The 14582-nt window shown below is 66.4% G+C and carries 12 protein-coding genes; 10 read left to right on the plus strand and 2 right to left on the minus strand.

The annotated features are described in order from the left end of the window. Positions 1–30 precede the first annotated feature (30 nt). Genes amrb99_RS25665 through amrb99_RS25675 form a run of 3 tightly spaced genes read left to right on the plus strand, consistent with a single transcriptional unit; the run spans position 31 to position 5751 of the window. Positions 31–3477 carry a DEAD/DEAH box helicase family protein gene (locus amrb99_RS25665; protein ID WP_190860521.1) on the plus strand — a complete coding sequence of 1149 codons (3447 nt, stop codon included), beginning with the start codon at positions 31–33 and terminating at the stop codon, positions 3475–3477. Positions 3478–3481: 4 nt separating this feature from the next. Continuing rightward, positions 3482–4798: a hypothetical protein gene (locus amrb99_RS25670; protein WP_190860524.1), complete on the plus strand. Its 1317-nt coding sequence runs from the start codon at positions 3482–3484 to the stop codon at positions 4796–4798. Beyond that, positions 4795–5751 carry a hypothetical protein gene (locus tag amrb99_RS25675; protein WP_190860526.1) on the plus strand — a complete coding sequence of 319 codons (957 nt, stop codon included), beginning with the start codon at positions 4795–4797 and terminating at the stop codon, positions 5749–5751. Before amrb99_RS25670 ends, amrb99_RS25675 begins: the two co-directional genes overlap by 4 nt. A gap of 557 nt (positions 5752–6308) precedes the next feature. Here the strand turns inward: amrb99_RS25675 and amrb99_RS25680 are convergent. Both amrb99_RS25680 and amrb99_RS25685 read right to left on the minus strand, forming a co-directional pair. Beyond that, the gene (locus amrb99_RS25680) at positions 6309–6767 is read right to left on the minus strand and encodes a hypothetical protein (RefSeq protein WP_190860528.1); all 459 of its coding nucleotides are present in this window, start codon (positions 6765–6767) and stop codon (positions 6309–6311) included. Continuing rightward, positions 6727–7398, minus strand: a complete 672-nt coding sequence (locus amrb99_RS25685) for a DUF433 domain-containing protein (RefSeq protein ID WP_194737176.1) — start codon at positions 7396–7398, stop codon at positions 6727–6729. The genes amrb99_RS25680 and amrb99_RS25685 overlap by 41 nt, the downstream gene beginning before the upstream one ends. 272 nt (positions 7399–7670) lie before the next feature. On the opposite strand from amrb99_RS25685, the gene amrb99_RS52595 reads away from it, so the two are divergent. From amrb99_RS52595 to amrb99_RS25715, 7 genes are all read left to right on the plus strand, one after another. Then, the gene (locus amrb99_RS52595) at positions 7671–7796 is read left to right on the plus strand and encodes a hypothetical protein (protein ID WP_277820021.1); all 126 of its coding nucleotides are present in this window, start codon (positions 7671–7673) and stop codon (positions 7794–7796) included. Next, on the plus strand, positions 7793–8473 hold the full coding sequence (locus tag amrb99_RS25690) for a dihydrofolate reductase family protein (RefSeq protein WP_190860530.1): 681 nt from the start codon (positions 7793–7795) through the stop codon (positions 8471–8473). Before amrb99_RS52595 ends, amrb99_RS25690 begins: the two co-directional genes overlap by 4 nt. A gap of 1024 nt (positions 8474–9497) precedes the next feature. Continuing rightward, positions 9498–10046 (plus strand): hypothetical protein, encoded by a 549-nt coding sequence (locus amrb99_RS25695; protein WP_190860532.1) that lies wholly within the window; start codon positions 9498–9500, stop codon positions 10044–10046. 857 nt (positions 10047–10903) lie between these two features. After that, positions 10904–11548: an SAF domain-containing protein gene (locus amrb99_RS25700; RefSeq protein WP_190860535.1), complete on the plus strand. Its 645-nt coding sequence runs from the start codon at positions 10904–10906 to the stop codon at positions 11546–11548. A 134-nt stretch (positions 11549–11682) separates the two neighbouring features. After that, positions 11683–12354, plus strand: a complete 672-nt coding sequence (locus amrb99_RS25705) for a hypothetical protein (RefSeq protein ID WP_190860537.1) — start codon at positions 11683–11685, stop codon at positions 12352–12354. 167 nt (positions 12355–12521) lie between these two features. Continuing rightward, a complete protein-coding gene (locus tag amrb99_RS25710) occupies positions 12522–13709 on the plus strand; it encodes a CpaF/VirB11 family protein (RefSeq protein WP_190860539.1) in 1188 nt (395 codons plus the stop codon). After that, positions 13709–14578 (plus strand): type II secretion system F family protein, encoded by an 870-nt coding sequence (locus amrb99_RS25715; RefSeq protein WP_190860541.1) that lies wholly within the window; start codon positions 13709–13711, stop codon positions 14576–14578. Before amrb99_RS25710 ends, amrb99_RS25715 begins: the two co-directional genes overlap by 1 nt. Positions 14579–14582: the final 4 nt, after the last annotated feature.

Here is a 14582-nt window from a genome sequence, read left to right on the forward strand (position 1 = left end):
GGCATCTGTTCCCTGAGGGAAGGGTGCCGTGTGTCCAACTTCGGGTTCCTCAAAGGCGAATGGCCCGAGCTGCATGACGAGGCCGTCCGGGCCGAGCGGCTGGCGCGGGTCGATCCGCGCGTTTCGTGCTTCTACGCGCGACGGACGCTCGAATTGGCGGTCAACTGGCTGTACCGCGCCGATGAGACCCTGAGGCTCCCCCATCACGGTGACCTCGCAGCGTTGATTGCCGAGCCGACCATGGTGAACCTGGTCGGTCCCGCGATCCGCACGAAGATGGACGTCATCCGGCGGCAGGGCAATGCCGCCGTGCACCGGCCGGGGCCGGTGCGGGAGAACGACGCCGTCCGCACGGTCACGGAGCTCTTCCACGTCCTCTACTGGATCGCGCGGAACTACACGCGTGACCAGGAGAACATCCCGCCGGCCGGGTTGGGCTTCGACCAGACGCACATCCCGGTGCCGGTCTCGGCAGATGTGCGGAAGAAGAAGCAGGCCGAGATCCAGGAGCAGGCGAAGCAGTATGCCGAGCAGCAGGAGCAGCTCGTCAAGGAGCGTCGCAAGACGCAGGACCTGGACGGGGAGGTCGCCCGGCTTCGCGCCGAGATCAAAGCCGCCAAGGCCGCGAACGAGATGCGGCCGGACACCCATGATTACGACGAGGCGAAGACCCGCGACCTCATCATCGACCTTCTGCTGAAAGAGGCAGGCTGGCCGCTCGACAAGAAGGAAGACCGGGAGTACCCGGTCAGCGGGCTGCCGTCGAAGTCCGGGGCCGGCAAGGTCGACTATGTCCTGTGGGACGACGATGGAAAGCCGCTCGGCGTGGTGGAGGCCAAGCGCACCACTAAGGACGCGATGAGCGGCCAGCAGCAGGCCAAGCTGTACGCCGAGGCCCTCGAGCGCGAGTTCGGACAGCGGCCGGTCATCTTTTACACCAACGGTTACAAGACCTTCATCTGGGACGACGCCACCTATCCGCCTCGTGAGGTCCAGGGCTTCTACACCAAGGACCAGCTGCGCCTGCTGATCCAGCGGCGGACGAGCCGGCAGTCGCTGTCCGGTGTCGGGATCAACGAGGACATCGCCGGCCGCCACTACCAGAGCCGCGCGATCCGTCGTATCGGTGAGGCGTTCGAGAAGAACAAGCAGCGCGAGGCGCTGCTCGTCATGGCGACGGGTGCCGGCAAGACCCGCACTGTCATCGCGCTGGTCGACCAACTCCAGCGCGCGGGCTGGGTGAAGCGCGTCCTCTTTCTCGCGGACCGGCAGGCCCTCGTCACCCAGGCCACGAACGCGTTCAAGAACCATCTCGGCAGCACGCCCACGGTCAATCTGCTGACCGAGCGGAACACCGAGGGCCGCGTCTACGTGTCCACGTACCCGACGATGATGGGCTTGATCAACGAGACGGACGGCGACCTGCGCCGGTTCGGCCCTGGCTACTTCGACCTCGTGGTCATCGACGAGGCTCACCGGTCCGTCTACCAGAAGTACCGGACGATCTTCGAGTACTTCGACGCACTGCTCGTCGGGCTGACCGCCACCCCGAAGGACGAGGTCGACCGCAACACCTACCACCTGTTCAACCTGGAGGAGGGCGTTCCGACCGACGTCTACGGCCTCGACGAGGCCGTCTCGGAGGGCTATCTCGTCCGGCCGCACACCGTGAACGTCCCGCTGAAGATCCCGCTGCTGGGTCTTAGGTACGACGAGCTGTCGGCGCAGGAGAAGGAAGAATGGGATCTCCTCGAGTGGGATGAGGAGAATGGCGTTCCCGACCGGATCACGCCCGAAGAGGTGAATCGCTTCCTGTTCAACGGCGACACCATCGACAAGATGCTCCAGACGTTGATGGAGTACGGCGCCAAAGTGGAGAGCGGCGACCGACTGGGCAAAACGATCATATTTGCGCGCAACAACAAGCATGCCGAGTTCATCGTCGAACGGTTCGACAAGCTCTATCCGGAGCACCGGGGCGACTTCGCCCGTGTCATCACGCATGACAAAATCTATGCGCAGGACCTCATCGACAAGTTCTCGATGAAGGACTCTGCCCCGCACATCGCGGTCTCCGTCGACATGCTCGATACCGGCATCGACGTGCCTGAGGTCGTCAACCTGGTGTTCGCAAAGCTCGTCCGGTCCAAGACGAAGTTCTGGCAGATGATCGGGCGTGGCACCCGACTGTGTCCCGATCTGTTCGGCCCGAACAACGACAAGCAGGGCTTCCTCGTCTTCGACCTGTGCCGCAACGTCGACTTCTTCAACCAAGACATCGCGCCCGCCGAGGGACGCGTTCAGCCGTCCCTGTCCGAGCGGCTCTTCCGCAAGCGCACAGAACTCCTCTACGGTCTGGACCAGCAGAGCCCAGCTCCAGCCCCGGAGCCACCCGCCGAGGACGCACCGGACGGCACGCAGACCGACACCGGCCTGCGCTGGGACCTGGCGTCCCGCCTCCAACTCGAAGTGTCCGGCATGAACCACAGCAACATCGAGGTACGCCGCCGCCTCGAAGAGGTCGAGCGCTACCAGGACCCGGAGAGCTGGCGGCAGATCAACGCCGACAAACGCGACGAGATCACCGAGAACCTCGCCGGCCTGCCGACCGAGTTCCGCGAAGACGAGAACAGCGAGGAGGCCAAGCGGTTCGACCTCGTCGCCCTCCGCCTCCAGCTCGGCCTCCTCAACGGCGAGCCCGAGTACGACAGGCTGCGCGAGCAGGTCCAGGGCATCGCCGAATCCCTCCTCGACCCCACGACGTTCAACAACCCGGTCGTTGCGCAGCAGGGCGAACTCCTGTCTGACCTGGTCACCGACGAATGGTGGCGGGACGTCACACTGCCGATGCTGGAACTGATGCGCCGCCGCCTCCGCGGTCTCGTCAAGCTCATCCCCAAGCAGCGGAAGGGCGTCCTGTATGCCAACTTCGAGGACGAGCTCGGCGAGCTGACCCAGTCCGAGCTCAAGGGGGTCTCGCTCGGCACCAACCGCACCCGGTTCGAGAACAAGGTACGCCTCTACCTGCGCAGCCACGAGGACGAGCTGGCCGTGCAGAAACTACTGCGCAACCGCCAGATCACGACCGCCGACATCAACCACCTCGAGCACGTCTTCATCGACTCCGGCTTCGGCACCGAGGACGACATCGAGCAGGTCAAGGAGGAGCACGGCGACCTGGGCCTGTTCCTGCGCTCTCTCACCGGCCTGGAGTACGAGGCCGCAGCCGCCGCATTCGACCGGTTCCAACGGGGCAAGCACTTCTCGGCCTCGCAGCTCCACTTCCTCCAGCTCCTGATCAACTACCTCGCCAAGAACGGGATCGTCGACGTCGGCGCCCTGTACGAACGCCCCTTCACCACCCATGCGCCGGGCGGCCCCGAAGACCTCTTCACCGAAGGGGAGGTAACGTCCATCGTGGATGTCCTGCATGCGGTCCGTACCACCGCCGTACCGACCGACGCACAGGCCGGCTGATCGCGTGGGAACGCTCAGCCCCGCTTCCGGTGAGGCGCTCAACAGGTACGAGGGCATCTCAGTCGCGGTCATCCGGATGACCGACGAGATGCGCGAACATCTCGTACGGCATCGCACATTCATCAAGCGACCCACGTTCACGATTGCCGACACCGCCGGACTCACCTGGAAGCGCGATCGCCGCTATCTCGGAGTGTTCAAAACCGACGTGGACGGTGAGGTCAAAGTCGTCGGCCTCGGTGTCATGACCCCGTCCAAGATGGCGAGCAACTTCACCCGAAAGGTTCGGGTGGAGCAGTTCGATACTCTGGAGCACCCGATCCCGGCCTCCCGAATCCGTGACATGCTGGGCAATCGATATCAGGACGCCCTCAACGACGGACCACCGACCGACGCGCGCGCCAGGCGGTTGCTCGCCGTGCTGGAGGGCCTAAGCGAGTCGGTAGGCGTCCTCATCAGCGGGTTCGCCGCTGGTCTGACGGTTCCGGCCTTGGGCGATGCCGCCGCCGAGGTCCGCTCCTTCGAGAAGGACGCCACCGCGACGCTGCTGGAGGCCGTCCTCGGTGACCGCGGCGCCGTCCGGGATGCCGGTCTTCTCCACGAGAGCGAGCCGTTCGTCGAGGCTATGCCGGGTGACAGAAACGTCAACTACGACTGGCTTCATTTCGCGGACTGGCCTGGGTTCGGTGACGTCAGCACCGGTATCCGCCGCTTCGTAGGCCCCCATGACCAGGAACTCGTCGTCTGTAACCTGACGAAGCGGCTGCCGGAACAGGTCGACGGGGTCGACCTGCTCTACTACAACGAACTTCATTCCTGCTTCGTACTGGTGCAGTACAAGCGCCTTTTCAGGGAAGGCAGACATCTCTCCTATCCGGGTGATCACGGACTCGATCAGCAGTTGGCCCGCCTTCGTGCGATCGATGACGCGTGCCCGCCCGGCGACGCGGTGGCCGACATCCGGCTGCATGCCCAGCCGACGTTCTTCAAGTTCTGTGAACCGAGTCCGTTCGATCCGGGCTCGATCGACATGCTGAAAGGCGTCTACCTCGCTCGTCCGCACTTCGAGCGAATCTTCGCCGGAGGGGAAGGCTTGCCCGGCGGCAGCCGCTACCGCCTCGGCAAGGGCGAAGTTCCCCGCCACCTGAACACGACCGCGTTCACGATGCTTCTCGCGCACGGGTGGATCGGCAGTTGCGGCATCGGTTCAGATTTCGTACGGGAGCAGGCGCGGCTCAGTCTCAGCACGCGCGGAAGCCTGGTCTTCGGCCTTCACCGCAGCGAACGCCCCCTCGGCAACAACTCTATGAGTTGGAGTTGAACGGCAGGATGAGCCCACTCCCGGACCCGAACACTCTGCTCGGGTTCCGCTGTATCCAGCTCCTCGACTGGTTGAGCGACATGCGACTGGAGAGGCCCAACGTCCTCCCTGACGTGCGGTTCTTCCTAGCACGCCTTGACCTGGCCACGGACGTTGATGAGGAGGAGGCTCCTGAGTGGCTGCCGCATGTCCTCTCGACCCTCGGTTCCTCAGGGCTGGTCAACCTCCACAAGGTTCTGAGTTCCTACCTGGACTTCGGCCTGCAGCTCACCGACGAGGGCCTGCGTGATATAGCCGAGCGAGCGGAGCGCAGGCGGGATCGTCCAGCGCGGAGGGCAGTAGCTCGTCGAGGTGTGCTGCGCTGGCTCGACGATGTATCTGCTGACGTGCACTATTGGCCGGAGCTCCAGACCATATTCAGCAGTCCATGGGGCACCTACGAAGGCGAGTACCTCACCATTGGGGACGTCGTGGGAGCTTGCGAGTACCTCATGGCGCAGAAGCTGGTAGCAGACGCCCCGCTCAGACTCACTGCAGCTGGTAACGACTGCGTCGACAACCATGGAGGCGATGTGTCCCAATACTTCGAGGATCAGAAGCCGCGGTCGAACTTCACCACTCATTTCCACCAGCAGGTGGGGAACCTCCAGCTGGCGCAGGGGAACCATGACGTCCAGCAGAACCAGCGTGTCGAGGGAATGAGCGGTGCCGACCTCGCGCTGCTTGCTCAGGCGTTGCGCGAGGCCGCGCCGGTCTTGGGGCTGTCTGAGGCCAAGCAGGCCGAACTCGCGCATGTCGCGACGCAAATGGAGGAGGCGGCGGAGGGCGACGAGCTTCCGCAGAGTCGTGTGCAGCAGCTCATGAACTGGGGCCGGACCATCCTGACGGATGCCTCACAGTCCGCATTGGCTCAGATCCTGATCGCGATCACGGGAGGCGTGGCCGGCGGTTGATTGCGGCCGCCAGCCCGCTGGCTTGCCCGCAGACTTCCGCTCCGACATCTCCGAGATTGACCTGCCCGTCCTTATCATGCACGGCGTCGCGCCAAGGCTTCCACCTATCAACTCCACCCTTGGACGTTTGACAGGCTGGTGCCGTCCGCCCGCTACGTCGAGGGCGGTCCGCGGGGCACAGTAATGGCGTCGGCGGGGGCTCGATGGAGGCCCTCCAGCGTCGGCCTCGGCAGGTCGTCTCAGGGGCTCGTGGGTGAGGCTGACCATGACGCCAGATGCTGCCGCCCTGGTCGTCCTTCGGAAGCCGGACATGGATCATCTACGGGCCGACTCCTGACCGGGCCGGAGGTGTTCCTCGGCACGGATGCGCGCCTTTGGTCTTCCGGAATTCCCTTCAGGACAAGCGCGATGACCAGGAGGGCTGCCAGCATGTGGCGGCGACAACGGGTCTCGGCGTGGACGTCGTCGAGCCGGTCCGTTCGCCGGGGCTCAAAGGCTCCTCGTCTAGAGGTGCGGGGACATGGCGGCCGAGCTGCGAGGCGGCCTCGTCCGGCGCCTCACTCCTTGGGACGCCGCCCGGTCCTTGGCCGTCGTGGTATCTCGTAGGGCTCGACCCCGCCCAGTGTGAGCTTCCAGACGTCGGGCTGCTTGCTTATGGCGCGAGCGCACATGTCGGAGAGGCAGGTATCAATGAGGGCGACCCGCTCGGCGACTGTGGATTGGCCCGGCAGCAGGAACACGTGCACTTTCGCTGTGCGGTATGCCTCCAGTTCGTGTGGACGTTCGAAGATCCTCAGGTCCGATCCGATCACTGCCCAGCCGTGCTCTCCGACTTTTGGCAGCCATCGCTCGTCTTTCGTTCCACGGGCTTCGTCCCATGATCCGTAGAGTTCGCCCAGGGTGTGGACTTGGTAGCCGAGCGCGACGAGGCGCCGACGCACGGCTTTCGTAACGGCGTTCTCGTCGAGGTAGAACTCAGGCGGGTCGCCGGCCCAACAGGACGCGGGCGGCGGCACGGACGTCGTGGAGCGGGACTCCGAGCTCATCCGCGACGACCTCGCCGGTCTCGCCAGCCTTCAGCATTGCGGCCACGTCGCCCACACGTGTTCGGGAGCCTTCGAAGAACGGCTGGCCGAACGCCCTCTCCGGGTCCACCACAACCTTTGACGGCAGGAACGTTCGAAGTTCCATCATGTTGGGGTATCCGTCGCGTGCCCAGGAGAGGTACGCGAGGTAGTCCTCGACGATCTCCCGCATGACGCGTTGCCCGGTGCTGCCCTCGATCAGGCCCTCGCCCTCGTGAGTCCGGGAGAAGTCCCAGAGGACGTCGATCCCGTCCGTGGCGAGTTCTCGGGAGACAAGGACGTACTCGCGGCCGAACTCGCGCTGCAGGCGCCGAAGTGCGGGGCGAATCTTGGTGGGTCGGACGCCGGCGTTGCGGAGAGCCTCCAGGACGTAGGCCTCGGCCAAGGCGATGAAGGTGACGTTCGCTCTTCGAGGTTCGGGGTCCAAGACATGGAGAAGGGGCTGGCCTCGGTCGTAGCCGCGGGCCCAGTTGCGAAACGTCGATTGGGGGATGCCCAGGTAGCGGGATGCATCGGACATGTTGAGCAGTCCGGCGCTGAACCTCAGGTCTTTCTCCACCATGGTTCACACCTCCCGCAGCCCGCTGGGTGTACATCATCACCTACCCGGTAAGGAAGGTCATCAGTGGCCTGCCGTTAGCTTCTCCGTGTTGGGTAGGTCTCGCCGCCTTGTGACCGGTTCCGGACACACAGTGAAGACTGGCTTGTGGGGCAATCGGTGAGGCTCCAGGCTCCCGACGGTGGTTCGATGCCTGGGCATCGCTCGATAGGCGAGGAAGCATTAGCGACGCCTGCGCGGCGACCGGCCACCCTGGCGATCATCCACACGTTTCGTTGTCGGCCCGCGCCCCGCTGGACGATGAACAGTTCGCCGCCCTCAACGCCTGCGCCGACCCGGACGAAGACTTCGTCCGCATCGTCGAAAACCTGATCAACAACGACCCTCGGAGCACCACATGACTGAACGCCCCTACGTGCTGCTGTCCTGCGCCGCCTCGATCGACGGCTACATCGACGACACCACCGACCAACGGCTCCTGCTGTCCAACGACGAGGACTTCGACCGCGTCGACGACGTCCGCGCCGGCTGTGACGCCATCCTCGTCGGCGCCAACACCATCCGCCGAGACAACCCGCGCCTGCTTGTCCGGACCGAGGAGCGCCGCAAGGCCCGCGTCGCCCGCGGCCTGCCCGAGAGCCCCATCAAGGTCACCTTCACCGCCCGCGGCGACCTCGACCCCAACGCCAAGTTCTTCGCCGCCGGCGACGTCGAGAAGATCGTGTACTGCTCAAGCGCCGCGGTCGACGAGTGCCGCAAGAACCTCGGCGACGTCGCCACCGTCGTGGACACCGGTGACCCCGTGGACCTCAACACCGTGCTCGCCGACCTCGCTGGCCGTGGTGTGCAGCGGTTGATGGTCGAAGGCGGCGGCACCGTCCACACCCAGTTCCTCACCGCTGGGCTGGCCGACGAGCTACAGCTCGTGATCGCACCGTTCTTCGTCGGCGACTCCGCCGCCCCGCGTTTTGTCGGAACGGGCGAGTTCCCGCACCACCCCGGGAACCGGATGGCCCTCGAAGAGGTCCGCCCCATCGGCGACGTCATTCTTGCCCGCTACCTCCTAACCCGCTCCTGACCGTCAGGTCCTTGGGCCGTCGAATGATCGAGGGCGGACTCCCGCGGGCACGTGGCGGCCAGTACGGATCGTGCCCGCGGGTGCGAATGCGGAGATACGGTGCGCTACCTGCTGAAGTAGTTGTGAAGCGCTGCGATGCAGGCGGCCTGGCGGGTGCGGTCGTGGGGGAAGCGGCGGCGGCACTCGGGGCCGACCCAGGCTGGTGTCCTGTGGCTGTGGGCCGACTTACGGTGCCGGGGACGACTGTGGGCTACGTGCCTGGGCTTCCCGATGTCACGGCCTATGGTTGGGCCGTTGCGACGGGCCGGGGCGGGCGGCTGTGCCATGAACGGGTGCGGGGACACATTGACCCGCCGGTGCCTTCGGGCTTCCTGGTCCGGTGGCTGATGGCGTGACGGGTGCGGCATAGCGCGTGTAGGGCCTGTCGATGGGCGCGGCCGCGGGGGGTTGATCGCACCGGTTGTCATGTCGCGGGCGGTGGGGCGCGCCGCCGTTGTGTGGGAGTGCCCGCCGAGCGTCAGGACGAGGGCTGCTGCAGAGGAGGCCAGGGCGCCAGCGACCACGGGAAGCAGCCATCTACGGCGTCGCTGGCGGTCTGGGCGTTGGTGGCGGGAGCCAACGAGCCAAGGCTCGTACGGTTCGAAGGGTGAGCGTTCTTGAGGGGCTGAGGACGGCATGCCTTGTGGCTATCAGGAGTAGCGGATCCGCTGCTCTGTGACTCGCCATCCCTGGTCATGGTTTGGCATTAGCATCCCGGGTCGGCGTCACAATATCCAAGTTTGGTCTGGATCGTAGCTACACCGGACTTTGGTGATTTGAGTCTTCTGTCTCGAATGGTCCGGCGTGTAGTCGGCGACGAACTCGCTCGCGTGATCGAGACTGCCCGCTTTCGGTTGTGGATAGATCTACCTTTTTTGATCTTTCGTTGGGAAGACGAGGCGCTTCACCTGCTCTACGATCGCTCAACGTCGCAATCGTTGCACCTGCCGCAGCGGGCTAATTGATCAAGAGTGAGGGTGAAGACTTGACGGGTATCGGTCGGCGGGTAGCTGTTGGAATCCACTGGCTGAGCTTCGCAAGTGCCGGCTTGGCTCTGTCCGCGTGTGGCAACTCGCCAAAGGCCGCCGCCCTGCCGCCGGTGACTGACAGCGCGGCCGCTTCTTCGTCGTCTACGGCGGCTGAGGAGAAGGCTGTGGCTGCGGCTTACACGAGGTTCGCCGCGCTGCTGGACCGCGCAGATTCTCTGCCGACGGAATCGCGCAAGCAGGAACTCGCGACCGTTATGGTCGATCCCCAGCTTTCGCGGGTGCTACTACGTATCGACACGATGAAGAGCCATCACATCGCGACCTATGGTCGCATCATCGTTCACGTGAAGAGCGTTCAGCTCACGACCAGTGGCGCGACGCTATTTGACTGCCAAGATTCGCGGGACTCGGGGCTTATGAACTCCGCTACGGGTAAGAAGCTGAACCGCGGGGTCAGTCACGGGAACACCAAGGCTCTGATGGTCAAGGGTTCCGATGGGCAGTGGCGGGTCAGCAAGTCCATCACGATCGGCGAAGGGTGCTGACGGGTGGGTGCGGTCATCTCCGTGCTTGGCGTTGGCCTGCTCGTCAGCTCTTCTGTTGCTGTGCCTCCGCCGCAGGATCCTCTGCCACCCAACGCGAACTCCCACAGCTACAACTTCGGTGCCCAGGACGATGGAGCACCGGCGACGGGCGGGCGAGCACCCGCGGAGTCGCCGAGCGGCGGCCCTGTGAGCGGTGGCCGCGCGAGCGAGCCGCAGGATGCGCCGCGTGATTGCCAGGAGCTGAGCGAGTACGTCCAGGTTGTCTGCTCGCCGGTGCATGAGGGCAAGAACAAGGCACCGAAGGTTTCGCCACGCGAGTTGGCGTTGACCAGGTGGGCGCACATGCCGATTCCAACGCCGGTGGTGCGCACGGCGCCGCCTCGCGTGCGGGACGGGTTGGTGGGTTTGCCGGAGTGGTTCTGGGTGACCAACTGGCACTCACTGGGCGGCCGCGTCTCTGCTCGTGATGTGTGGGCTGAGGTGACGGCACGGCCGCGGAGCATGACCATCAGTCCGGGGCCTCGGGAGCCGGTGGTTCAGTGCTCGGGGCCCGGGACGGCGTACGACAAGGCACGGCCGGCGGCGTCGCAGCGCACGGATTGCTCGTACACCTTCGCGCGGTCGTCGTTGTACGAGCCCGGCCACGCCTACCGGGTTCGAGTGACCGTCGTCTGGGGCGGCACGTGGCGTGGTTCGGACGGGTCTGGCGGTGCGCTTCCGCCGTTGAGCCGGTCTACGAGTTTCCGGTTGCGGGTGGCCGAGGCACAGGCGCTCTACGGATGAGAGTTGGTATGAGGTCGAGTAACGGTGCGCTGTCCGGGCCTGCTGCTGCCAAGGCGGCGACTGGAGCCGGTTCTGTGGCGTTCAAGCGGTTGCCGCGGCAGCGTCGCCCGGGGATGCTCCTGGCGGCGGCCATGTTGGTGCTGTTCGCCGTGGCGACCAACGTCTATCTGTTCGTTTCCTCGGGCAACCGGGTGTCGGTCGTGAAGGTGGCGCGCGACGTCGCCGCGGACCACGAGATCACGCAGGCCGACCTCGAGCGGGTCAGGGTCGCGGTGGAGCCGGGCGTGGAGGTCATTCCGGCACATCAGCTGGACCAGGTGGTCGGGCGGCGGGCCGCGATGCCGTTGCGTAGGGGAACGCTCCTCGCGGCGTCGCAACTGTCGACGCAGCAGAGCCCTCCGGCGGGACGGACGCTGGTGGGCATGTCGTTGAAGCCCGGTTCGATGCCACCTGGCTTGGCTTCGGGGTGGAAGGTCCGCGTGGTGTTCACCGCCGGCGCCCAGGGCCAGGATGCGGGGGCGGGCGCTGAGCAGGGTCGCGCCGAGTCCGTTGTTGCTCGGGATGTTGCCGCGGTGGTCGACCAGGTGGACGGGCCGGACACCGAGGGGGCGACGACGGTGTCCCTGATGGTGCCCGAAGCCGACAGCAGCACGGTCGCGCGACAGGCGGCCGCCGGGATGGTCGTCCTGGTGGCCACGGAAAGGCAGAACGGGACGTGACGCTTTACTGCGTGGTCTCGCCAGGCGGATCACCGGGCGTCACCAGCACCGCGTTGGGGCTCGCGATCACGTGGCCAACGAGGGTACTGCTGGCCGAGTGCGATCCCATGGGGCGAGGAGTTCTGCCTGGCTTCATGGCGGACCGGATGAATGAGTCAGCCGGCCCTGGGCTGCTCGGGCTCGCGATGGCCGCCGAGTCCGGCGCACGGCCGCGGCTTCCGCTGGACGACTATGTGGTCCGCGTACCCGGCGAGGATGCCGTGGAACTACTGCACGGCGTTCGCGACCCTCGGCACGGGGTGCGGCTCGGGGCGCTGTGGGGTCGCCTGGCTGAGGCGCTGGCTTCGCGAGAGGGCGATGTGATCGCCGACCTGGGCCGGATCGGTGGAAGCGATACACCCAATGATCTGCTGCGGGCGGCGGACACCGTGGTCATGGTGCTGAAGCCGACGTTGAGGCAGCTTGACGCCGCTCGGTCGCGGATCGACGCGTTGAGGGGTCTCAGGGGCGCTCGCGGGACCATCGGCCTGTGTCTGATCTCGGACGGGCCGTATCGCGCGGCGGAGGTCGAGCAGGTTCTCGGAGCACCGGTACTGGCGGAGCTGCCGTATTCGCCTGCTGATGCGTCCGTCTTCTCCGATGGGGTTCAGCCTCGGAGGACGTTCAAGACGTCGCTGTTGCTGCGGTCGTTGAGATGCCTGGGACGACGACTCCGCGCGACCGCCAGCACCGCGTCCATCGACGGAGGAGACGTGGCCGGGGCCTTTCCGGCGGGCGTGAGTGTCGCCGGTGGGGGTGAGCGGTGAGCGCGCCGGGATGGACGTTCGCCTGGCCGGATAGGGCACCTCACGCGGAACCCACGGCGCCGCGGGATGGCGCGGACGATGCGGACCTCTGGGCGGCGGTCCGCGAGGTGTCCGTCCAACTCGTTGACGTTCTGCGGGACGGTGTCGACCGCGTACGGGCGTGGCAGTTGATCGATGCCCAGGTGCAGGCGTGGGGGCACGACCAGTTGGCGTCCGGACGGGTGCTGTCGGCCGAGGCGCTACAGAAGGTCGCGCGGTTGGTGTTCGACCGTCGCTTCGGCCTTGGCCCGTTGCAGCCGTACCTGGAACGCTCCGATGTGGAGAACATCGTCGTCAACGGGTGCCGGCAGACCTGGATCAGCTACACCGACGGCACCAAGCGGCCGGGGCCACCGGTCGCTGAGACCGACGATGACCTCGTCGAATGGGTGCAACTGCTCGCGCGGCGCGGGAACACCGGCCGGGAGTTCTCCCACGCGGCGCCGCTGCTGGACGTCGCGCTGTCGGATGGTGTCCGGCTGGCCGTGGTGGGGTGGGTGTCAAGGCGTCCGCATCTGGCGCTCCGCGTCCACCGCCTGGTCGATGTGACGTTGCGGCAGCTCACCGACCTCGGCACCCTGACCGGGCCGCTGGAGGCGTTCCTGAAGGCGGCGATCAGGGCGCGCCGGAACGTCATCGTGTGCGGGGAGGTCAACACCGGCAAGACCACGCTGGTGCGGGCGCTGGCCAACGAGATCCCGCCGCAGGAGCGGATCATCACGTTGGAGAGCGACTTCGAGCTGTTCCTGGACGACCCGCGCCTGGCGCACCGTCACCACGATGTCGTGGCGTTGGAGGCGCGGCAGGCCAACGCCGAGGGTGCGGGCGAGGTCCGGCTGCAGGATCTGGTGCCGGCGTGCCTGCGGTTGAACCCGGATCGGGTGATCGTGGGTGAGGCACGGCAGGGAGAGCTGGCGCCGATGCTCGAGGTCATGTACTCCGGGGCTCGCGGCTCGATGTGCACCCTCCACGTCCACCGGCCCGAGCACGTGTTCAGCCGCGTCGTCCAGCTCGGTCGCCGCGCCGATCTCGGATTGGGCGCCGATGACGTGCATCTGATGTTCGGGCTGGCCGAGCCGCTGGTCGTCTACCTGGAGCGCGACCAGGTGAGCAACGAGCGGTTCGTGTCGCAGGTGATGGAGATCGGGCCGCCGGCGGACTCGGTGGAGCCGACCCGCAACCTCATCTTCCGGCCTAGCCCGGACGGGCGAGCCACTCCCGCGGGTGGGCACATCAGTGCCGCCCTCCTCGATGACTTGGTGGCGCAGGGCTTTGATCCCGAGCTGCTCGACTCTCGTTCGGAGGCTTGGCTGTGATGGTGGTCCTCGCCGCGCTGGCCGGCCTGTGCGCCGCCGGTGCGGTCCTGACGTTCGTGGCCGGGCTGCGAGGGGCTGAGCCCGAGGCGCGGCAGGCGCGTCCGCCGTCCCGCTTGCAGATGCTCGTGCGTTCGCCGGCTTGGCCTGGACGCCGGAACCGGCTGGTCGCTGGTCTCGCCGTCGCGCTCGTGGCGTTCCTGCTGTCCGGTTGGCCGGTGGCGGCCGTTGCCGCTGGGGCCGGGGTGCATGCGGTTCCGCCGATGCTGTCGGGACGTGAACCTCAGCGGCGGATCGCGCGGTTGGAGGCGTTGGCGCAGTGGTCGCGAAGGCTGGCGGAGATGATGGGCGCCAGCCGCGGACTTGAGCAGGCCCTTGCCGACAGCGCCCGCATCGCGCCCGAGGCGATCCGCGGGTCGGTGGAGGTGCTGGCCGCGCGGTTGAACAACCACGCGAACACCGAGCGGGCGCTGCGGTCGTTCGCCGACGAGCTGGACGACCCGATCGGTGATCTGATCGCGTGCGCGCTGGTGCTGGCCGCCCATCGTCGCGGGCCGGGGACGCGGGAGGCGTTGAGCCTGCTGGCCGACGCCGTCGAACACGAGGTGCTGGTGCGCCGGGACGTCGAGGCCGAACGCGCCGGGTTGCGCACAACGCTGATCGTCATCGTGGCGTCCGTCGTCGGGTTGAGCGTGCTGTTCGCGTCGTCTCGGACGTTCGCCGATCCCTACAGCACCGCGCTGGGGCAGACGGTCCTGGCCGTCGTCGCGGCGATCTACGGGGCTGGCCTGTGGTGGATGCGCCGATTCGCCGTCCTATCGACCGGCGGCCGTTTCCTGCACAAAGAGCCAGGCGAGACCACCGCCGTTTAGGAGC

The organism is Actinomadura sp. RB99, assembly GCF_014706005.1.
Classification (GTDB): Bacteria; Actinomycetota; Actinomycetes; order Streptosporangiales; family Streptosporangiaceae; genus Spirillospora.

Bases quoted from the DNA above. Each gene is read 5' to 3' on its own strand.
- amrb99_RS25685 (WP_194737176.1), bottom strand. From the start codon at position 7,398: ATGGTGGAGAAAGACCTGAGGTTCAGCGCCGGACTGCTCAACATGTCC.
- amrb99_RS25690 (WP_190860530.1), top strand. From the start codon at position 7,793: ATGACTGAACGCCCCTACGTGCTGCTGTCCTGCGCCGCCTCGATCGAC.
- amrb99_RS25705 (WP_190860537.1), top strand. From the start codon at position 11,683: ATGGCGGACCGGATGAATGAGTCAGCCGGCCCTGGGCTGCTCGGGCTC.
- amrb99_RS25715 (WP_190860541.1), top strand. From the start codon at position 13,709: ATGGTGGTCCTCGCCGCGCTGGCCGGCCTGTGCGCCGCCGGTGCGGTC.